The organism is Paraburkholderia adhaesiva, from assembly GCF_021390575.1.
GTDB lineage: Bacteria > Pseudomonadota > Gammaproteobacteria > Burkholderiales > Burkholderiaceae > Paraburkholderia > Paraburkholderia adhaesiva.
This window is the reverse complement of record NZ_JAJEJQ010000001.1, coordinates 1,843,080-1,861,741: the sequence shown is the minus strand read 5'-3', so window position 1 is coordinate 1,861,741 and position 18,662 is coordinate 1,843,080. Positions and strand designations below refer to the sequence as shown.

Annotated in this window: 24 protein-coding genes; 22 read left to right on the top strand and 2 right to left on the bottom strand. The window is 61.9% G+C overall.

Annotated elements, in window-relative coordinates; translation table 11 throughout:
• Nucleotides 1-40: 40 nt before the first annotated feature.
• From L0U80_RS08390 to L0U80_RS08340, 11 genes are read left to right on the top strand one after another with little or no spacing between them, the layout of a single operon-like run.
• Nucleotides 41-1,078, top strand: coding sequence for a major capsid protein (locus tag L0U80_RS08390; protein WP_233863488.1), 1,038 nt, complete (start codon nt 41-43; stop codon nt 1,076-1,078).
• A 3-nt stretch (nt 1,079-1,081) separates the two neighbouring features.
• A complete protein-coding gene (locus L0U80_RS08385) occupies nt 1,082-1,378 on the top strand; it encodes a hypothetical protein (protein ID WP_233863487.1) in 297 nt (98 codons plus the stop codon).
• A gap of 2 nt (nt 1,379-1,380) precedes the next feature.
• Entirely contained in the window at nt 1,381-1,731 is a 351-nt protein-coding gene (locus tag L0U80_RS08380) for a head-tail joining protein (protein WP_233863486.1), read from the top strand.
• Between the two features lie 6 nt (nt 1,732-1,737).
• Complete coding sequence (locus tag L0U80_RS08375) at nt 1,738-2,376, top strand: hypothetical protein (RefSeq protein ID WP_233863485.1); 639 nt, start codon at nt 1,738-1,740, stop codon at nt 2,374-2,376.
• Between the two features lie 19 nt (nt 2,377-2,395).
• Nucleotides 2,396-2,683: a DUF2635 domain-containing protein gene (locus L0U80_RS08370; RefSeq protein ID WP_233863484.1), complete on the top strand. Its 288-nt coding sequence runs from the start codon at nt 2,396-2,398 to the stop codon at nt 2,681-2,683.
• A complete protein-coding gene (locus tag L0U80_RS08365) occupies nt 2,680-4,161 on the top strand; it encodes a phage tail sheath subtilisin-like domain-containing protein (protein ID WP_233863483.1) in 1,482 nt (493 codons plus the stop codon). The genes L0U80_RS08370 and L0U80_RS08365 overlap by 4 nt, the downstream gene beginning before the upstream one ends.
• Nucleotides 4,162-4,171: 10 nt before the next feature.
• The gene (locus L0U80_RS08360) at nt 4,172-4,546 is read left to right on the top strand and encodes a phage tail tube protein (protein WP_233863482.1); all 375 of its coding nucleotides are present in this window, start codon (nt 4,172-4,174) and stop codon (nt 4,544-4,546) included.
• Between the two features lie 14 nt (nt 4,547-4,560).
• A complete protein-coding gene (locus L0U80_RS08355) occupies nt 4,561-4,797 on the top strand; it encodes a phage tail assembly protein (RefSeq protein ID WP_233863481.1) in 237 nt (78 codons plus the stop codon).
• Complete coding sequence (locus L0U80_RS08350; protein WP_233863480.1) at nt 4,764-4,946, top strand: GpE family phage tail protein; 183 nt, start codon at nt 4,764-4,766, stop codon at nt 4,944-4,946. The genes L0U80_RS08355 and L0U80_RS08350 overlap by 34 nt, the downstream gene beginning before the upstream one ends.
• Before the next feature lie 3 nt (nt 4,947-4,949).
• Nucleotides 4,950-7,109 (top strand): lytic transglycosylase domain-containing protein, encoded by a 2,160-nt coding sequence (locus L0U80_RS08345; protein WP_233863479.1) that lies wholly within the window; start codon nt 4,950-4,952, stop codon nt 7,107-7,109.
• A 23-nt stretch (nt 7,110-7,132) separates the two neighbouring features.
• A complete protein-coding gene (locus L0U80_RS08340; protein ID WP_233863478.1) occupies nt 7,133-8,452 on the top strand; it encodes a DNA circularization protein in 1,320 nt (439 codons plus the stop codon).
• Between the two features lie 17 nt (nt 8,453-8,469).
• On the opposite strand, the gene L0U80_RS08335 is transcribed toward L0U80_RS08340, so the two are convergent.
• Together L0U80_RS08335 and L0U80_RS08330 are read right to left on the bottom strand one after the other, a co-directional pair.
• Nucleotides 8,470-8,712, bottom strand: coding sequence for a hypothetical protein (locus L0U80_RS08335; RefSeq protein WP_233863477.1), 243 nt, complete (start codon nt 8,710-8,712; stop codon nt 8,470-8,472).
• A complete protein-coding gene (locus L0U80_RS08330; protein ID WP_233863476.1) occupies nt 8,709-8,858 on the bottom strand; it encodes a hypothetical protein in 150 nt (49 codons plus the stop codon). Before L0U80_RS08330 ends, L0U80_RS08335 begins: the two co-directional genes overlap by 4 nt.
• A gap of 96 nt (nt 8,859-8,954) precedes the next feature.
• Here L0U80_RS08330 and L0U80_RS08325 point away from each other — a divergent pair, with 96 nt between their 5' ends.
• From L0U80_RS08325 to L0U80_RS08275, 11 genes are all read left to right on the top strand, one after another.
• Nucleotides 8,955-10,019, top strand: coding sequence for a phage baseplate assembly protein (locus tag L0U80_RS08325; RefSeq protein WP_233863475.1), 1,065 nt, complete (start codon nt 8,955-8,957; stop codon nt 10,017-10,019).
• A 1-nt stretch (nt 10,020) separates the two neighbouring features.
• Nucleotides 10,021-10,614 carry a phage baseplate assembly protein V gene (locus L0U80_RS08320; RefSeq protein ID WP_233863474.1) on the top strand — a complete coding sequence of 198 codons (594 nt, stop codon included), beginning with the start codon at nt 10,021-10,023 and terminating at the stop codon, nt 10,612-10,614.
• 9 nt (nt 10,615-10,623) lie between these two features.
• Nucleotides 10,624-11,055 (top strand): phage GP46 family protein, encoded by a 432-nt coding sequence (locus L0U80_RS08315; protein ID WP_233863473.1) that lies wholly within the window; start codon nt 10,624-10,626, stop codon nt 11,053-11,055.
• A 54-nt stretch (nt 11,056-11,109) separates the two neighbouring features.
• The gene (locus L0U80_RS08310) at nt 11,110-12,222 is read left to right on the top strand and encodes a baseplate J/gp47 family protein (protein ID WP_233863472.1); all 1,113 of its coding nucleotides are present in this window, start codon (nt 11,110-11,112) and stop codon (nt 12,220-12,222) included.
• Between the two features lie 4 nt (nt 12,223-12,226).
• On the top strand, nt 12,227-12,859 hold the full coding sequence (locus L0U80_RS08305) for a YmfQ family protein (RefSeq protein ID WP_233863471.1): 633 nt from the start codon (nt 12,227-12,229) through the stop codon (nt 12,857-12,859).
• A gap of 12 nt (nt 12,860-12,871) precedes the next feature.
• Nucleotides 12,872-13,666, top strand: coding sequence for a hypothetical protein (locus tag L0U80_RS08300; RefSeq protein ID WP_233863470.1), 795 nt, complete (start codon nt 12,872-12,874; stop codon nt 13,664-13,666).
• Nucleotides 13,663-14,829, top strand: coding sequence for a hypothetical protein (locus L0U80_RS08295; protein ID WP_233863469.1), 1,167 nt, complete (start codon nt 13,663-13,665; stop codon nt 14,827-14,829). The genes L0U80_RS08300 and L0U80_RS08295 overlap by 4 nt, the downstream gene beginning before the upstream one ends.
• Nucleotides 14,826-17,255, top strand: coding sequence for an arabinofuranosidase catalytic domain-containing protein (locus L0U80_RS08290; protein WP_233863468.1), 2,430 nt, complete (start codon nt 14,826-14,828; stop codon nt 17,253-17,255). The genes L0U80_RS08295 and L0U80_RS08290 overlap by 4 nt, the downstream gene beginning before the upstream one ends.
• 65 nt (nt 17,256-17,320) lie before the next feature.
• Nucleotides 17,321-17,962, top strand: a complete 642-nt coding sequence (locus L0U80_RS08285) for a glycoside hydrolase family 19 protein (RefSeq protein WP_233863467.1) — start codon at nt 17,321-17,323, stop codon at nt 17,960-17,962.
• Between the two features lie 28 nt (nt 17,963-17,990).
• Nucleotides 17,991-18,359, top strand: coding sequence for a putative holin (locus tag L0U80_RS08280; RefSeq protein WP_233863466.1), 369 nt, complete (start codon nt 17,991-17,993; stop codon nt 18,357-18,359).
• Nucleotides 18,346-18,630, top strand: a complete 285-nt coding sequence (locus L0U80_RS08275; protein ID WP_233863465.1) for a hypothetical protein — start codon at nt 18,346-18,348, stop codon at nt 18,628-18,630. The genes L0U80_RS08280 and L0U80_RS08275 overlap by 14 nt, the downstream gene beginning before the upstream one ends.
• Nucleotides 18,631-18,662: the final 32 nt, after the last annotated feature.

Sequence of the window (18,662 nt, the reverse complement as noted above, 5' to 3'; positions counted from 1 at the left end):
GTGCGGGCTTTTCTTTTGCGTGCGCCGGGGAGTATGCATCATGAACATCTACGACACGAACGCACTGATTCTTGTTGTCCCCAATCTGTTGCGCCCGCAAAAGTTTTTGCTCGACCGCTTTTTCCCAAACATCGTCACAAGCGATACGGAAGAAGTGAGTATCGACGTGGACGTAGGCAAACGCCGTATGAGTCCGTTTGTCTCGCCGCTGCTCGAAGGTCGGCTCGTTGAACAGCGCCGCTACCAGACCAACAAATTCCGGCCCGCGTATCTCAAGGACAAGCGCGCGCCGGACCTTCGCAAGCCGATTCGCCGCATGATCGGCGAACGCATCGGCGGCGAACTGCGCGGCGAAGAGCGCGCGGCGGCCAACATTGCGGCCGAAATGACCGATCAAATCGACTTGCTCGACCGCCGCCTGGAATGGATGGCGGCCCAGGCGCTCATGACGGGAACGGTACTCATCGAAGGCGACGGGTTCCCCGCCGCGCTTGTCGATTTTGGCCGCGACCCGGAATTGACGCTCGCGCTTTCCGGTTCGTCTGCATGGGATAACCCGAACGGCACGCCCACGCACGACATTGAAGTATGGCAACGCCTGATCCTCAAGAAAAGCGGCGCACAAGTAACGGACCTCATCTTTACCACGACGCCGTTTGAATACTTCATCGCGGACGAACGCGTAAAAGCTGCCGTCTACTATCCGAAGCTCTCGGATTTTGGCAACGCCATTGACCCCGGCGCGCAGATTGCCAAAGGCGCAGTCTACAAGGGACGCTGGGGGCAATATTCCCTGTGGGTCTATAACGACTGGTACGTGGACGACAACGATGTGGAACAGCCCATGATCCCCGATGGTGTCGTCATCATGGCCGGGTCGGACTTGATGGGTACGCGTGCATTCGGGATGATTCTCGATCCGCGCTTCAACTATGCCGCGCTGCCTTACGCGCCCAAGATGTGGATTGCCGAAGACCCGCCACAGCGTTTTCTCATGATGCAATCCGCGCCTATCGTGATTCCCTCGCGCGTGAATGCGGCACTGTGCGCGACGGTTTGCGCGCCGCAGGAGAGTTAAGCCATGAACACTCCCACGAAAGACACGCCCACGTCGCAAGCGACGGCCGATAGCGGCAACACGCCGGGAAACACGCAGACCGTAACCGTTGCACGCGGGCGCTCGATCCGCATTGGTTCGCGCACCTACAGGGCGGGCGAATCCGCGGCCGTACCCTCGGCCGATGTAGCGCGGCTTCGTGCGCTGGGTTTCATCGCGCGCGACCGTGACGCACAGACCGCGAGCGAAGAGGAAAAGGCCCGCACGCAGGGGCCGACCTTTGAAACACGCAGCGGCCCGGCTGTGAAGCAACGGCGCTAACCGTGTCCCTTGCCGTCCCCGATGATTTCGACGGCTATATCCTCGCGCCGCTCTTCGCACAGTTTGCCGAAAGCGTGACCTATGGTTTTGCGGACGGCTCCACGCTTGCCGTCGATGGCGTCTTCGATGAAGCGTACCGCGAACTGATCCCGCAAGGCGGCGTGCTCGCGTACACGACCGAGCGCCCCGTCTGTAGCGTGCGGCTCGCACAGTTTGCCAGCGCTCCGCCGCAACAGGGCGACACGCTCACGGTGGACCGCACGGGCAACCTCTACGCGGTCCAGGAAGTGCGCCTCGACGGGCACGGCGCGGCGAAGCTCATGCTCAACTGGATCGGTGCGCCCACGCCGTGACACGCCATGCTGTACCGGGCACAACTGCGCGATATCGCCGCCGATGTGCTCACGCGCGCGCAGACCATCGCGGGCGATCGTGTCTACACGCCGCGCGACTGGCCGACCGTCCAGTGCTATCCGTGCATCCTCGTTGACTGCACAAGCGACCGCAAGGAATCCATAGGACAGGAACCGCCGGCATTCACGGCGACCGCCACGCTAACCGTGAATGCACGCGTCGAAGCGCAGAGCGCCGCCGCGGCACGCTCCGCATGCGAACAGCTATGCGACGAAATCGAATGCGCCTTGCTGACGTGCCAGGCGTTGCTGGATGGTATCCAGCAGGTGCGCAGCATTGAAACCGACATGGACCTCGACGCAACCGGGCGCGTGCATATCGCCGACCTGCGCATGAGTCTGGAACTCGAATATTTCATCGCGTTTAACCCGCTCACGGACACGCCGCCCGCATTGCAGCCCGTCGCCGTGCCGCTCGTCGCGCTCGGCATTCACGCCGACACGATCGCGCCCGCCGACAAAACCGGCACTTATGCCAATCCACCTTTCCCGGCACCCGTCACGCCCGCGCCACGCACGCAAGGCCCGGACGGACGCGACGAAGGAACGCTCGACTTTCCCTCACTGAACCCGGACAGCGAATAACCGTCCGCGTCTTCCCGCCATGCAAACGCTACGTATCCGCCCGGTTACGGGGCGAGTCGTGCGCGATCCGGTTTTGCACGACCTCATCGAAGCCCCACGCACGGTCCCTGATTCGCCTTTCTGGCGGCGTCGCGTGCGCGATGGCGACGTGACCCTCGACCCCACGCCGACGACCGCGCCACGGGCCGCGTATGCGTCCACACAGCCCATGCCGGACACGCCCGCGCGCACAACGCCGCCCGCGACGGCGGCAACGCCGACCAAACGCGCCGCCGATCCGGCACGCACCACGGGGGATAAATCATGATCCCGTTTCATCAGATCCCGGCCAATATCCGCGTTCCGCTCTTTTACGCCGAACTCGATAACAGCCAGGCGAACACGGCGCAAACCACACAGCGCGCGTTGATTCTCGCGCAGATAACCGCCGAAGGAAGCGCGCCGCCCGGCATACCGGCCATCAGCCAGGGCAACGGCGATGCGATCAACGCGGGCGGCCAGGGTTCCATGCTTGCGCTCATGCTCGCGGCCTATCGTGCGGCCGATGCCTTCGGGGAAGTCTGGTATTTGCCGCTGAATGATGCGACCGGCTCGACCGCGGCAACGGGCACGCTCGACATTACCGCAGCGCCCACGGCCGCGGGAACGTTCTATCTCTACATCGCGGGCGTGCGCATCGCACAGCCGGTGCAGCCCACGCAGGCCGAAAGCGATATCGCAGCGGCGCTTGTCGCGAGCATCGGACAGACGCAGGGCCTGCCGGTGACGGCGACAGCAAGCGGCGGCGAAGTGACGCTCACCGCAATCAACGCCGGACCGGGCGGCAATGAAATTGACCTGAGGGTGAATTACCTGGGAACGCCGGGCGGCGAAGTCACGCCGCAAGGCATGACGTACACCATTACGCCGATGGCGGGCGGCGCGGTCGCGCCTGACCTTGCAACGGCGCTCGATGGCCTGGGCGACATGGCCTTCGACTTCATCGTGTGCCCGTACACGGACCCGACCTCGCTCGATGCAATCAAGACGTTCCTGGACGATATCAACGGTCGTTGGTCGTGGCAACAAATGCTGTACGGCCACGCGTTCGCAGCGGCGCGCGGCACGCTCGGCGCGCTTGTTTCGCTCGGCACGGCGCGCAACGATCAACATGCCTCGATCATGGGTTTCTATGACTCGCCGACGCCCGCGTGGATATGGGCCGCGAGCCTCGCGGGCGCGTCTGCCGTCAGTCTGCGCGCCGACCCGGCAACGCCATTGCAAACGCTGCCGCTTCCGGGTGTGCTTGCGCCGCCCGTGCAATCGCGCTTCCCGCTCTCTGACCGTAATTCGTTGCTGTTTGACGGCATTGCAACGTTCACGGTCGGTGACGATGGCACGGTCGCCATTGAAAACCTCATTACGACCTATCAGGAAAACGCCTACGGGCAACCGGACGACTCCTATCTGGAAGTCGAAACGCTGTTCACGCTCGCGGCCGTCTTGCGCCATCTGGCAATCGTCGTAACCAGCAAATACGGGCGCGTCAAGCTCGCGGACGATGGCACGCGCTTTTCTGCCGGCGCCAATGTCGTGACGCCCAATGTGATCCGCGCCGACCTCATCGCCGCCTATCAGGAAGACGAATCCAACGGGCTTGTACAGGACAGCGACGTATTTGCAAAAGCGCTCGTCGTGGAGCGCAACGCGACGAATCCAAACCGCGTTGACGTGCTATGGCCGGGCGTGCTGATCGACCAGCTCCGAATCTTTGCGTTGCTCGCGCAGTTCCGGCTAACCGCATAAGGGGGCAATCATGCCAGATACCACTAACCGGTTAGCGGGCATCGCGTATATCTCCGTTGACGGACAAAGCTACATGCTTGCGGGCGAACTGACCTATTCGCCCGGCGACGTGGAGCGCGAATCGCTCATCGGCCAGGACCGCGTACACGGGTACGGCGAGAAGCCGCGCGCGCCGTTCATATCCGGTTCATTCCGCGATGCCGGGACGCTGACCGTTGCTGACTTTAACGCCATGACGAACGTAACCGTAACGCTTGAACTGGCGAATTCGAAAACGGTTATCGGCCGGAATATGTGGACCGTCGAAGCGCAGGAAGTCAAGACGCCCGATGCAACCTTCGAAGTCAAATTCGAAGGGTTCAGCGGCTCCGTGACCGAGCAATAAACGGAGAACACATCATGGGCGAAACCATCAAGCTGCTTGCGCCCGTTGACGGTATCAGCGAAGTCATTCTTCGCGAGCCGACCGTCGATGAAATCGCGAAAGTCACCGAAGAGGCGCAGAAATTCGGCGCAGTGCGTGCCATGAAAAACCTTATTTCCACCATCGGCCATATCGAAGTCGCGACCGTGGGAAAGATGGGCGCGCGCGACTTCAACGCGTGCAACAAGTACCTTTCCGCTTTTTTCGAGTAGTCCCGCCGAATCTGCGCGACGTAATCGCGGACGTAACGTGGTTTTTTCATTGGGGACCGCGCGACGCGGGCGCGCTGACCTGGACAGAGTTAGCGCAGTGGCACGAACAGGCGCGACGTATCGCGCGAAACATGCACCGCGACGGGTGAATCATGGCCGCGAAAACCATTACCTACACGATATCGGCCGTGGACAAGGCCACGGCCACGATGGACCGTATCAACAGGAAAATAGAAAAAATGACCGCGCCATACAAGGCGCTTGCGAAGAGTGCAAAGGGACTCTCGGACGCAACGGGATTCACGAAGGTATCAAAGAACCTCGGCAACGTGGCGAAGGAAGCGGACAAGGCCGCGCGCAGCGTCCTGAAGATGGGCGCACCGCTACTCGCGATCGTGGGCGGCGGGACGATCGCGGGGCTAACGGAGATGGTGACGCAGTGGGAACGGATGGGCGCGGAAACTGAGCGCACGTCCCGCATGCTCGGCATTACGGCCAACCAGCTAACGCAGATGCGCGGCGCGGCGAATCTCGCGGGCGTGTCGGCGCAGAGTATGACGGCCGGTTTTCAGTCACTCCAGGACACGTTACAGGACGCGCGATGGGGCCGGAATCAGGCTGCTTTTGCGACGCTCCAGGCGCTCGGCATCCGGCTAAAGGCCACGAAGAGCGGCGCGATTGATACCCAGGCCGCCATGTACGACCTGGCCGACCGGATGCAGCGCATACAGAAGCGCGACCCGGCTGCGGCGCGCAATCTCGCACGCTCGCTTGGCGTCGAACAGCTTATGCCCATGCTGATCCGGGGCCGCCAGGGCATGCAGGAATACGAAGCCGAAGCGCGGCAGTTGCGCGGCGAATTCACGCCTCAAATGGCGGAACGCGCGCAAGGCTTCGCGCTTTCGTTCTCGAAGATGGGCGAAGCGGTTGAAGGTCTGAAAGCCTCGATTGCCGACAAGCTCGCGCCAATCCTCGAACCGTTTATCGACAAGATAACGAACTGGATTGCGAAGAATCGCGAACTCATCGCGCAGAAAGTCGGCGCGCTGTTTGAGCGCATCGCGAATGCATTAGGCAAGGTGGATCTCGACAAATTCGCGGACGGGCTTTTCCATGCGATAGACAAACTGATTGACCTTGCCTCATGGGTCGTCAAGGTTATCGACCATATCGGCGGACTCCAGACCGTCGTCGAAGTATTCGCGCTCTACATGGCGGGCGGCTTTATCACTTCGATTCTTTCCAGCACAGGAAGCATCGTAGCGCTCGGCTGGCGTATCTGGGGCTTGATTGGAATGTGGCGCGGCGCGGGTGCAGCGGCGGGCGCAGCGGCCGAAGCCATGACCGCCGCGGCAGGCGAAGCGGCAACGGCAACCGCGACAGCAACCGAAGGGGCCGCCGCGGGGGCCGCGGGCGCGGCCGAAGGAACCGCCGCCGCCGCGGGCGCGGGGGCCGCTGAAACGGCCGCCGCGGCAACTGCTACGGCGGGTGCGGGCGCGGCCGGTGCAACGATCGGGCGCGGTCTGCTCGCGCGCGTCGTGGGCGGCGCGCTGCGCTTTATCAATCCGGTTACGGTCGGTGCGTACCTTGGCTTGCATAGCGAAGAACTCGGCGGCCAGAGTGAAGCGGACAACCTCAAGCGCATCCGCGCCGCCGAAGCCGCTTCGGGCGGGCAATGGACCGGCGCAAACTTCCAGCCCAGCGACGCCGCAAAAAATGCGACGGTGACGCAATGGGCGAAGAGCCTGGATTTCGCGGGCCTCGAAAAACAGTACGGCTTGCCGCCCGGTCTGCTTTCGGCCGTCGCTCAGGTGGAGTCGAAAGGCAACGCTTCGGCCGTGTCTCCCGCGGGCGCAAAGGGCCTGTTCCAGTTCATGCCCGCCACGGCGAAACAGTACGGCATCAATCCACTGGACCCCGGCCAGGAAGCAGGCGCGGCGGCAAAGAAACTCAGTGGCCTCATGCAGCGCTATCACGGCAATCTGTCCGCAGCGCTTGCGGCCTATAACTGGGGCGAAGGCAACCTCGAACGCAAGGGCATGGCGAATGCGCCGCTCGAAACGCAGCAATACGGGCCAAAGGTAATGGCGGCCTTGCGCGCCTACGGCGGCGACGCCGCGGGCGCGATGGATTCGGGCGAACCCATGCCGCCATTGAACGCACCGCCGCCCCCTATGGCGAACGTCGCGCCGCCCGTTGTCAACGTGAGTAACCAGATTCACGTCGAACGCGACGGGCGCACCAGTGTTCGCACAGAAACGCCTACGGGCGTGAATATTGCACGGCCGCTTGCGCCGCCCGCGGCGGCGTAACTGTAGTGCAGCATGGGCGCAATATGGGTGCGATTAACCGGCCGTTTTTCTCGGCACTCCAGACGGCAAGCTGGCGCGGTGTGCCGTTCGCGGTGCGTGGCGCGACGCTCAGGGCGGGCCGCCGCGTCGCGATGCATGAGTACCCGTATCGGGACGATGTGTGGGTCGAAGACCTGGGGCGCGCGGGTCGGCGCATTACGCTGACGGGCTTTCTGTTGCAGGATGCCGCCTATGGGGGCGGTGACGTGATCGCGCAGCGCGCGGCGATGATTGCCGCGTGCGAAACCGAAGACAAGGGCGACGGCGAACTCGTACACCCATCGCTCGGCCGCGTTACCGCGTCCCTGCTCGAATTCGAGTGCGAAGAATCCAGCGAGCACGGCCGTTCGTTTGAACTGCGCTTTTCGTTTATCCAGGCGGGCACGGAACAGTTTCCGACGCTCACCATTGCGACCCAGGCGCAGACGGGCTTATCGGTTATCGCCGCGTATGCTGCCGCCGCACAGGATTTCGTCAACAGCATGACGGCGTTACTGACGACACCGCCGCTGGTGGGCGAAATCGAACGCACAGTCGAAGCGTTTGTCGTGGACGCGCAGACCATTACGCAGCGCGCAACGTCGCTTGTGTCGATGGTCGCGACGCTGCAAGGCGATTACGGGCGCTTCGTCGGCCAGTTCACGGCGGGCGTAAAGAATCCGGCAACCACGATAGATCAACTCAGCGGCGCGGGCGCTCAGGCGCGCGAAGCCGTGACAGAAAGCGGAAACGCGCTTGTGTCGGCCGCGTCGATTGCCGATTACAACGGCATGGCGAGCGCCGCACAGTCGCTTGTATCGGCGGTGCAGACCGCGAACCCGGACCCGCATGAAGCCGTGCAATCCCTCGCGACACTCCAGGCCGAAACGACCGCGCAGACACGCGCAACGCCTACGCTTACCGTCGCAAATGCGGGCGTAACGGCGATGCTTCGCCGCTCGGCCGTGATCGCGCTTGCCGACAGTACGCCAGGCTATGCGCTGACCTCCTATAACGATGCGCAGACCTTGCGGCAAACCGTATGCGACGCGCTCGACGCGGAAATCGTGATCGCGGCCGACACGGGCGACGATGCGACCTTCGAAGCGCTCGGCGCACTCGAAACCGCCGTGATACAGGATTTAACCACGCGCGGCGAATCGCTCGCGATCATGCAGACAGTCACGATGGGCGCATCGCTTCCCGTGATCGTAATTGCACAGAAGCTCTATCAGGACGTAACGCGTTACGGTGCGCTACTCCAGCAGATCGACCCGGTGAATCCCTGTTTCGCGCCCGCAGCGTTCCGCGCGCCTGTCATTTGATGGACTTTGGGCCGGTCCTAGATTTCCAGGCCCGCAACATCACCATTGACCAACGCCCAGCCAAATCGCCGTGCTTCCTGGCATGCTTCGGCTTCCGTAGGGAAACAGTGTTGCGCGTCGAAGCGCTGTTCCAGCGTCTCGTTTGCCTTGTCGCGCTGGATCGTCACTCCAGCGCCGTATATGCCATCGGCCATAAGTTGCGCCTTTGGTTTGATTAGATAGTCTCCCGCCTTTATCGGCGAGCATGGATTATCTGTCATTTACCTTTCGCCTTTTTGCCTCGCGGCTGGATGTGTGCTTCAACCGACGCGGCTATTTTCTGTACCTGCTTTTTTGTGACCGATGATGGATTACGCAGTGCTTCGCCTGCTGCGTGTTTAACTGGCTTGCTCGTCTTCGTTGCCATGATGGCTCCCTGTTGGTTACTGCCAATCAGGATAGGTAAACGAACGAAATAACCCAAGGGCCAGGACTAGAATTTGCTCTCGGGCCAGCCTTTCATATGTCCAACGATGTATCCCTCACGGTGGGCGGACAGACCACCGCGGGCTGGACCTCGATTCGCGTGACGCGCGGCATGGAGCGCATACCGGCCGACTTCGAAATCGGCCTGACGGAACGTTATCCGCATACGTCTGACGTGCTCATCATGGAAGGCGACGCGTGCGTGCTCGCGATCGGTGGCGATGCCGTAATAACGGGCTATGTGGACCGCGTTAGCGAACAGATCGACGCACACAATCACGCACTCTCTGTTTCGGGCCGCGGCAAGTGCGCGGATATCGTGGACTGTTCCGCATGGTTCGATTCGTTCGAATTCGTGAACATCAGCACGGCCGCTATTGCGGCGCAACTGTGCAAGCCTTTTGGTGTTTCCGTCAAGGCGTTTTCGCCGGGAATGATTCATCCACAGGTCAATCTGAATGTGGGCGATACGCCATACAACAAGATTGACGAACTGTGCAAGGTCGCACAATTGCTGTGCTATGAAGACGCGGACGGCGACCTGGTAATCGGGCCGCTCTCGACGCTCGAAGCGGCGGGCGGTTTTGCGCTCGGCGTGAACTGCGAACGCGCGGCCTATGTGCGCGATATGGCGCAGCGTTTCAGCGAATACCGCGTCTATCCCGTGGGAACCGGCATTCTTAACGATATCGGCATGCAGTCGCTAACCGAATATATCGTCAACGATACGACCGTGCCGCGCTTCCGCCCGAAAGCCTTTATTGCTGAAACGGGCGACGCCGGGGACACGGTATCGAAAGCCCATGCCCTGTGGGAATGCAACCGGCGCATTGGCCGCGGCAATGTCGTAGCGGTGACGGCTTCAAGCTGGCGCGACTCAGCGGGCGCGCTCTACGCGCCTAACACGCTCGCGGCGCTTTCCATGCCGCAACTGAAACTGATCGACGGGCAAAAATTCACCATCGGCGAAGTGACCTACCGGCGCGACATGAACGGCTCGGCATGCGAACTTACGCTCATGCCGCCGCAAGCCTTCCAGCCTGAACCGATTCTCTACATGCCGTTGCCACAGGACGCCGCCGCCGCGCTCGGCCAGGTCTGACATGCAATCGCTCTACTGGGGCATCGTGCGCACGCTCGGGCGCGGGCGGCTCACGCGCATTGACGATAACGGCGCATCGCAGAGCGTGCAGATGCAGCTATCGCAGACCGAAACGCGCAACAACACGCCGCGCCTGGCCGAATATGGTTTCCAGTCCAACCCGCCCGAAGGATCGGACGCCGTAGCGCTGTTTCTCGCGGGCAACCGGACTAACGGCGTGGTAATTGCGTGCGGCAACCAGCAATACCGTATGCGCGGACTGGCAAGCGGCGAAGTGGCGATAAGCGACAACAAGGGGCAATCCGTCTATCTGACGGCTTCGGGCATCGTGATAAGCGGCGGCGGCCTCCCGATAAAGCTCACCAATACGCCGGAAATCACGGTCGATTCGCCCGTTGTCCATTGCACGGGCGCGCTGAACGTGGACGGCAACATAACCAGCGGACAGAGCATTACAGCGGCGCAGAACGTATCCGACCAGGGCGGCGCGAAGTCCATGCAATCCATGCGCGCGACGTACAACGGACACGAACATAACGGCACGGACAGTCACGGCGATTCGTTCACGACCAACCCGCCAAACCAGCAACAGTAAGCGCGCACCATGCCCGATATCACGACCGTATGGGATATCGGCCTCATGCTCGGCGACTGGCAACTGGACGGCCCGGCATTGCTTGCGGGAAACGACCTCCAGACCGCGGTCCTGATATCGCTTTTTACCGATCGTGTCGCGCTGCCGTCCGATATCACGCCGGATGGCGACCGGCGCGGATGGTGGGGGGACGATGCGCGCTATCCGATCGGTTCGCGCCTGTGGTTGCTTGGCCGCGTAAAAGGCCCGCTCGACGTGCCGCAACGCGCGCAGGACTACGCCGCCGAAGCGCTGCAATGGATGATTGACGATGGCGTAGTCGCGTCATTCGATATCACGGCGCAATGGATCAACCCTGACCGCCTCGACCTTACCGTGACTGCAAACCGCGCGGACGGCTCGCGCGTCGCGATGAATTTCCCCCAGGTGTGGACCGGCTGACCCGTTACGCCGCTTCGCGGCGCATGACCTCCCTGAGTTCCGCGCCTTCGCATCATGCCTTTCTCGCGTCCAACGCTCACGCAGCTACGCAACGCGAGCGCGCAACAGCTTAATGCGGAACTTCCCGGCGCGGACGCATTACTACGCTTTTCGAATCTGCGCGTAATCGCGGATATCGACGCCGCGCTCGCGTGCATGCTTTACGGCTATCTCGACTGGATCGCGCTGCAATGCACGCCTTTTACCGCAACGGATGAATACCTCGAAGCCTGGGGCGCGCTTAAAGGCGTGACTCGCAAGCCTTGTGCGCAGGCGTCCGGCTCGATTGTTTTCACGGGCACAAACGGCAACTTAATAGCCATCGGCGCGGCCGTGCAGCGTAGCGACGGCGTAGCCTACATAACGACCGATGCGGGCAAGGTCGCGGGCGGCTCCGTCACGGTGCCGGCTTCGGCCGTACCTGATCCGCAAGGGCTGACCGGTGCAAATGGCGATTGTGCGCAAGGCACGACATTTACGCTATCGAATGCCATAGCCGGAATTGATTCGACGGGCTACGCCTCAACGGCGTTTCTCGGCGGGGCCGATATCGAAAGTAACGACGATTACCGCAGCCGGGTTTTGTACGTCTACCAGAACCCGCCACAGGGCGGCGACCAGAACGACTATGTAGAGTGGGCGCTCGCCGTTCCCGGTGTCACGCGTGCATGGTGTGTCGGCAACGGCTACGGTGTCGGCTCCGTGGTTGTCTGGATCATGATGGACGCCGCGAATTCGGCGTATGAAGGGTTTCCGCAAGGCACGAACGGATGCGCGACGGACGAAACACGCGGGCCGACCGCAAGCGGCGACCAGTTGACCGTCGCGAATGCCATCTATCCCGTGCGCCCGGTCACGGCGCTTGTCTATGTCGTTTCGCCCGTACCGTATCACGTCGATATCAGCGTGCAGGGTATCGCCGTTCAATACCAGGACGCGGTATCGGCGGCGCTCGCGGCGCAGCTCGTCACGGACGGCGAGCCGGGCGGCGAAGTGATCGTCGCGCACCTGTGGAGCGCCGTTTCGTCGGTGCCGGGCGTCAACGATTTTCTGGTTCTCTCGCCGACCCAGGATATTTCCCTGCCTTCGGGCGCATTACCGGCGCTTGGCGTGGTGACGTGGAGCTAGGCGCATGGGTACGAATCCCGATGCGCCGGTAATCGTGCCCGCACGCAACAGCGCGACCGACTATGCGGACGTATTGCGCAAACTGCTACCGCGCGGGCGCGTATGGACGCGCGAAGACGAAGGCACGCAAGCGGCCGTGCTCGATGCGCTCGCCGTCACGGCCGAAGGTATCGACAGCGAAGCGCTTACGCTGATCGCGGCGGGCTTTCCCGCAACGGCCGACCAGCTTTTGCCGGAATGGGACGAAACCCTGGGGCTACCCGATGCGTGTTTCGGGCCGTTCGCCAATGACACGGAAAACCGGCAACAGGTCGTTGCAAAACTCATCAGCACGGGCGGCCAGAGCATTCCTTATTTCGAATCGTTCGCGCTTCTGCTCGGCTACGACATCCAGATAACAGAATACGCGGTCCATACGGTACTCAGTCCCGTGACCGCGCCGATTGCGGGGCTTGACTGGCCCTTTGCATGGAAAGTCGAAATCATCGGTACGCCTGGCGTGCTATGGCACAGGGTAGACGGCCCTGTGCAGGAAGCACTTTCTTTTCTCGGCACGACGCCAACGGAACAGGTTCTCGAATGCCTGTTACGGCGCTACGCCCCCGCGCATACCGTGCTCATTTTCCAGTATTCGTGATGTGAGGCATTCATGGACCGCTATTGGGAAACCAACGCGCTTGCAACCGCGCCGCCCGTGCCTTCAGGGACATCAGGCACGTATCCCACGGACGGGAACCCCGCCACGGTTACGCCGCCGACCACGCCGGGGCAATGGTGGTATCACCAGATAACCGAAGAGATACGCAATGCAATCGTGAAGCTCGGCGGCGTGCCGGATTTCACGAAGGTAGACCAGCTTGCGAATGCGATTCTTGCTTCGGTTTCCGAGTCCATCAGCAATGCAACGGGCCAGCTTGCGAAGGTCGCGACAACGGGCAGTTATAACGACCTGACGAACAAGCCAACGATTCCCGCCGCACAGGTCAATTCAGACTGGAACGCATCATCGGGCGTCGCGGCCATTCTCAACAAGCCCGCCGTGCAGGCTCCGCTCGGCTTTACTCCCGTACAACAGGGCGGCGGCATCGGCCAGGTCACCAACAAGGTTTATATCGGCTGGGACGGCGGCGGGCTGCGGGCAACGATTGATAGCAGCGACGAAGGACATTTTGTTTTCGAGGCCGAACTGCAGGCCAACGTTGCCAACCTGCAAAACGAAATCAACAGCGCGGTAAGCAATGCATGGACGCCGAATAACCTTCAGCCGTTGACGCTGGGCGGCATCGGTAACTTCATCATTATCGGTAGCGCGTTGGGCGCGGGACAGATGATTACGAATCCCTCTGTGCGTCCTGGCGGGCCGACCCTGGCGGGAACATGGATGGGCTGTGGCGAATTCTCAAGCGGCAGTGACACGTTTTCGCTCTGCGTGCGGGTGGCATGATGGATCGTTACTGGCAATCAGGCGCGGTGCCGGATGCCCCCGCCGTGCCCGCGAGCAATGCGGGCGGCTATCCGGCTAACGGCAATCCGGCGGCGGGCATCAACGGCACCGTGCCGGGCGAATGGTGGTATTACGCCATTTCCGAAGAACTGCGTAACGTCATTGTTTCGTTAGGGGGCACGCCCGATTACACCCAGGTCAACCAGCTTGCGGCGGTACTCGCGAACGAGTTTGCGCAGACTACGCAAAACATCATGGGGCAACTCGCGAAGGTTGCCACGACCGGCCAATACGGCGATCTGCTCGGACGGCCCGCACTCGCCGTTGTCGCAACTTCGGGCCAGTATCACGACCTGGCGGGCTTGCCGAATCTCGCGACCGTCGCGACAAGCGGCGACTATAACGACCTGATCGACAAGCCGGCCATTCCCGCCGAATATGCATTGCCGCCCGCGACAACCAGCACACCAGGCGGCGTGATTGCGGGCGCGGGCACGACCATAGCGCCCAATGGCACGCTTGCCGCTGCGCTGCGCACGGTCTGTACGCAGCAACCGGACTCGACGGGTAACGTGACCGTCCAGGCGCAAAACGCGCAGGGGCCGACAAGCGCACAGGTTTCCATCATCAACCAGAGCGGCGCAACGTCCGGCGCAATCCTGCTCAAGCTGTTGCAGGCCGATATCGGCATCGCGCTCACGGATGCCTATGGCTCGATCATTGTTGCCAACGCGCCCGCCACGACAGAAAGTATTGGCGGCGTAAAGCCAGGGACGGGCCTCACGGTCGAAGCGGACGGCACACTCAACGCGGGAGCAACCGGGACAACCATTCTCAACCTCACGGCCGCCGCAAGCGTCACGCTCGACCTCACGCCGCTTTCACAGGGTGCGCCCGAAATCCTCTTTAATCTACCGATTGCGGCAAGCACGAATTGCGCGCTCACGATCGCCAACGCGCCCGCATCGGGCACGCTCGCGGAATTCGTGCTCGTCGTGCATAACGCCGCAAGCTCGGCGGTTATATGGCCGTCCAGTATCCACTGGCCGCAAGGCATCGCGCCGTCACTGAGCGGCGCAGCGGGCAAGCTGGATACTTTCGTGATTTATACGCAGGACGGCGGCTCGACGTATTACGGCTTCGTGGCGGGACAAAATCAATGAGTTACCTGGCCCGCCGTCTGCTCATGGTCACGACGCCGCCGTGGGTCGGCATCCTCGACAAGCTCACGACCGTTGCGGCGGGTGCGTGGAGCATGCGCCGTCTTCGTGGCGGCTATGCGGGACCGTGCATCAATGTGCGGCGCGACTCCGACAACACGACGCAGGATATCGGCTTTACCGCCGCAGGCGATCTGAATGTGGCCGCGCTGCGCGCGTTCGTGGGAAGCGCGAACGGATACGTTACGGCATGGTATGACCAGACCGGCAACAAAGCGTCGTTGACGCAAACGACCACTGCCTTTCAGCCGCAGATCGTGAATGCAGGTACAGTCGTTAACCTGCTGACGCAGGCCGCGCGGCCTGCCGTGTCAACCAATGGTGGCACCGTGGGAGCATCGCCGACCAACGGGCAGGTGCTTTCGACGGCTGCCTCGGTGGCCTCGCTTACCTTTGCGCAACCGCTTACCCGGTCGTCGGTCGTGTCATTCCCGATCGCACCGATCGGCGCGTATCCGAATCCAGTCCTGCTGAACAGCAATTCCACTTCGGTCGAGCTGTACGACACAGGTGCTGGCCAGTTGACGATGTACGCCAATGCGGGCTTTGCGGCAATCAACGGAATTACGGCTGGCTCGTCAGGGACGATTCTCGAACTGTTCAACGCAGCCGCCAGTTCCTGCGCGTTCAACTCCGCGACCACAAAAGGCTCAGTCGGATCAGGCGCGCTCGGTTCAAGCGCGATGGCCGTGGGTGGTTACGGATGGGGCGGCTACCGGAATTTCGAGGCGCTGTATGGCGAAGCCATGGTATTCGCCCAGGCGCTCTCCGCCAGCGATCAGGGCGCACTGTTGACCGATCAGTGCAGCTACTGGCAGACGCCATCCCCTTACCGCAGCGTTGTGCTCGCGAACGGTCCCTATGCGTACTGGCCGCTCAACGAGACGAGCGGTACGGTCGCGGCGGATATCTCGGGGAATGGCCGCAACGGCACATACCAGGCCGGGGCGCAACTCGCATCCGGTCTGCTACTGCCGGGCATGCCCGGCGCATATGCAGGGCTTACCGGCGCGTCGAATTCGTATGTTGACGTAAGCGCCGCGGCGCAGTTTTGTGCGGGTTCGGCATGGTCTGTTGAATGCTGGGTGAATGTAGCATCGTATAAACAGCCTTCCGGCTCCGGCCACACCAACGGCGTTTCGTTTCTGGACAACGCGCCTAACGCGACCAGCTCTTCACCTGGTTTCCAGTGGGGGGCCTTCAGTTCGCCCGCCGTAGATGGCCTCACCAACGCGTTGCAGTTCTGGCCGCAAAACTATAACGAAAAAATCCCGTCATCCGGTAGTGCGCCCATCCCCGGTACAGCCGCGCACATTGTGCTGACGTACAACGCGGGCACCATCTGCATGTATGTAAATGGTGCCGCGCTTGCAAGCACATGGACGGCTGCAGCGAATGCCACGCCAACCACAGGCCTGTTCATTGGAACCACTTGCTGGACGCTTGGCGCAATGAATGGCGTAATTGGCGAAGTCGCGGTGTATGCCTATGCATTGTCGGCGCAACAGATCGCGGCGCACTATGCCGCGGGTATCGTCTCGCGTGTCGGCCTGCTCGACGGTCTCACTACGCCGGTAGTGGCGGCGTGGAGTCTGCGATGCCTTCGCGGCGGATACACAGGGCCATGCGTGAATGTAAGGCGCGACAGTGACAACGCGACAGCCGATATCGGCTTTACGGCAACGGGCGACCTAGATATCGCATCATTGCTCGCATTCGTCGGCACGGCGAACGGGTTTGTAACGACGCTGTACGACCAGACCGCGAACGCGTCAAGCGCATCGAACCTCGTGCGGAGTGTCGCCACAGAGCAACCGCAAATCGTCACGAATGGCGCGCTCAATACCGCGGCGAGCGGATCGGCACGGCCCGCCATGCTTTCAGGTGCGACCGCAAGCTCATTCCAGAACCTCCTGGCGAACGCAAGCAAGCTCACCATCAGTCAACAACCATTCAGCCGCGCAAGCGTAACGGGCATTCCGGCCGGGGCGACTTCCAGCACCTTTACGGTAATGACGGGTAGCACGAATTATTCGGCGATTGCGCTTAACGCGGTGAACCTCAAATATCAGATGTACGACTACAACGTGGGGTTCACGTCAAGCAATACCGTTACAGCGGGGGCAATCAACAGCGTCACGGAAAACTACAACGCGACTTCCAGCAGCATTGTTGTAAACGGGACCACGACTAGCGGCTCGATCGGATCGGGCGGCGACGGTACGCAATTAATGCTCGCGGGCGTGCTCTCCGAAGTGGCGGGGGCGGCGGCGACATTCTGCGAAGTCATCCAGTTCGGCGCGTTGCTCGCGGCGGCCGATCAAACCGCGCTATACGCGAGCCAGAAACACTACTGGGGCACGCCGTAGCCGTGCCGCTTTCCGCTTGAACAGGCCGCCCAATATCGGGCGGCTTTTTTTCGTCTGGAGCCATCATGGACCGCGAAACCTTCCAGCGCGCCGCCGCGCTTTCCGATACGCTCGCCGCGCGATGGTTCGCGCCCGTGTCGGCCGCAATGTCCGAATTCACCATCAATACGCCCGCGAGACAGGCCGCATTTATCGCGCAGGTTCGCCACGAATCAGGGGGCTTTACGCAGCTTGTCGAATCGTTCAATTACGCGCCCGCGGCGCTCGCGATTTTCTCGCGCGTGCCCGCGTCGATGCGCGCGACGCTCGGCCGCCATCCGGACGAAAAGACCGTGCCGCCCGCACGGCAACAACAGATAGCGAATCTCGCCTACGGTGGGCGTTACGGTAACGGCGACGCTTCAAGCGGTGACGGATGGCGCTATCGCGGCCGTGGATTGAAACAGATAACGTTTTTCGACAACTACCGTGCATGCGGTCGTGCGCTCGGCGTTGATCTTGTCGCGCATCCCGATTTGCTCGCGTCCGACGATACGCTCGCCGCGCGCTCGGCCGGGTGGTTCTGGCGCGCGAACGGTTGCAACGAAGCGGCCGACGCGCGTGACTTCGCTAGAACCACGCGCATTATCAACGGCCCGGCAATGGATCAACAGGCGAAGCGCGAAACATACTACGCTGCCGCAAAGACCGCGCTTGGTCTTGCCTGATCCGCGCCGTGTGCAAGGGTGGCGTGCCATGTGGGAAGCGCTTGTCGGCCTGTGGAATGGCGACGAAGTACACGCCGCTATTGCGGTCGGCAACGTGTGCGGCGCGTTCGTCTATCTGCTCGAAACGACCGAATCGCGACGTTGGCATAAATACGCCTATGCCGTCATTTCCGCGGTCCTGGGTTACGGCATCGCGCCCTGGGTCCATGAACGCGTGCCGATCATGCCAAACATGCTTGCCGGTGCGCTCGCGAGCGCGCTTGTCGTGGGCGCACTGATTGCGGCATTCCGCCAGGCTGAAAAGCTCTTTCCGTCACTCGCAAGCCGCATTGGCAACGAAGCCCGCAAGCGGATTACGGGCAACGATACGCCGGGCCAGGATCATGAACCCCGTTAGCGAATGGTGGGAAGTCGCAAACGCATTGGCCTGTGCGTCGATTGCGTATTTCGTCGGCTTTCCACACGCGCAGGCAGGGCGGCATATTTCCTTGCGCATGGCGATTGCGCGCACGCTTGTTGCGAGCATGGCTTCGGCCGTATGCGTGTCGATCCTTGTCCATCGCTACGCGTTGCCGTTTGAAGTCCTGCTCAATTTCGCCTTTGCGTTCGCCGTATGGGCGCGGCATGGCGATATCGCCGCCGGCATGGACGAAGGGCCGCACGCATGAACAAAAATCACGCGGTACGTCTGACGTGCAGG

Excerpts from the sequence above, each read along its gene's own strand:
- L0U80_RS08390 (WP_233863488.1), top strand. The coding sequence starts at position 41 with ATGAACATCTACGACACGAACGCACTGATTCTTGTTGTCCCCAATCTG.
- L0U80_RS08385 (WP_233863487.1), top strand. The coding sequence starts at position 1,082 with ATGAACACTCCCACGAAAGACACGCCCACGTCGCAAGCGACGGCCGAT.
- L0U80_RS08375 (WP_233863485.1), top strand. The coding sequence starts at position 1,738 with ATGCTGTACCGGGCACAACTGCGCGATATCGCCGCCGATGTGCTCACG.
- L0U80_RS08370 (WP_233863484.1), top strand. The coding sequence starts at position 2,396 with ATGCAAACGCTACGTATCCGCCCGGTTACGGGGCGAGTCGTGCGCGAT.
- L0U80_RS08365 (WP_233863483.1), top strand. The coding sequence starts at position 2,680 with ATGATCCCGTTTCATCAGATCCCGGCCAATATCCGCGTTCCGCTCTTT.
- L0U80_RS08360 (WP_233863482.1), top strand. The coding sequence starts at position 4,172 with ATGCCAGATACCACTAACCGGTTAGCGGGCATCGCGTATATCTCCGTT.
- L0U80_RS08355 (WP_233863481.1), top strand. The coding sequence starts at position 4,561 with ATGGGCGAAACCATCAAGCTGCTTGCGCCCGTTGACGGTATCAGCGAA.
- L0U80_RS08345 (WP_233863479.1), top strand. The coding sequence starts at position 4,950 with ATGGCCGCGAAAACCATTACCTACACGATATCGGCCGTGGACAAGGCC.
- L0U80_RS08340 (WP_233863478.1), top strand. The coding sequence starts at position 7,133 with ATGGGTGCGATTAACCGGCCGTTTTTCTCGGCACTCCAGACGGCAAGC.
- L0U80_RS08335 (WP_233863477.1), bottom strand. The coding sequence starts at position 8,712 with ATGACAGATAATCCATGCTCGCCGATAAAGGCGGGAGACTATCTAATC.
- L0U80_RS08330 (WP_233863476.1), bottom strand. The coding sequence starts at position 8,858 with ATGGCAACGAAGACGAGCAAGCCAGTTAAACACGCAGCAGGCGAAGCA.
- L0U80_RS08325 (WP_233863475.1), top strand. The coding sequence starts at position 8,955 with ATGTCCAACGATGTATCCCTCACGGTGGGCGGACAGACCACCGCGGGC.
- L0U80_RS08320 (WP_233863474.1), top strand. The coding sequence starts at position 10,021 with ATGCAATCGCTCTACTGGGGCATCGTGCGCACGCTCGGGCGCGGGCGG.
- L0U80_RS08315 (WP_233863473.1), top strand. The coding sequence starts at position 10,624 with ATGCCCGATATCACGACCGTATGGGATATCGGCCTCATGCTCGGCGAC.
- L0U80_RS08310 (WP_233863472.1), top strand. The coding sequence starts at position 11,110 with ATGCCTTTCTCGCGTCCAACGCTCACGCAGCTACGCAACGCGAGCGCG.
- L0U80_RS08305 (WP_233863471.1), top strand. The coding sequence starts at position 12,227 with ATGGGTACGAATCCCGATGCGCCGGTAATCGTGCCCGCACGCAACAGC.
- L0U80_RS08300 (WP_233863470.1), top strand. The coding sequence starts at position 12,872 with ATGGACCGCTATTGGGAAACCAACGCGCTTGCAACCGCGCCGCCCGTG.
- L0U80_RS08295 (WP_233863469.1), top strand. The coding sequence starts at position 13,663 with ATGATGGATCGTTACTGGCAATCAGGCGCGGTGCCGGATGCCCCCGCC.
- L0U80_RS08290 (WP_233863468.1), top strand. The coding sequence starts at position 14,826 with ATGAGTTACCTGGCCCGCCGTCTGCTCATGGTCACGACGCCGCCGTGG.
- L0U80_RS08285 (WP_233863467.1), top strand. The coding sequence starts at position 17,321 with ATGGACCGCGAAACCTTCCAGCGCGCCGCCGCGCTTTCCGATACGCTC.
- L0U80_RS08280 (WP_233863466.1), top strand. The coding sequence starts at position 17,991 with ATGTGGGAAGCGCTTGTCGGCCTGTGGAATGGCGACGAAGTACACGCC.
- L0U80_RS08275 (WP_233863465.1), top strand. The coding sequence starts at position 18,346 with ATGAACCCCGTTAGCGAATGGTGGGAAGTCGCAAACGCATTGGCCTGT.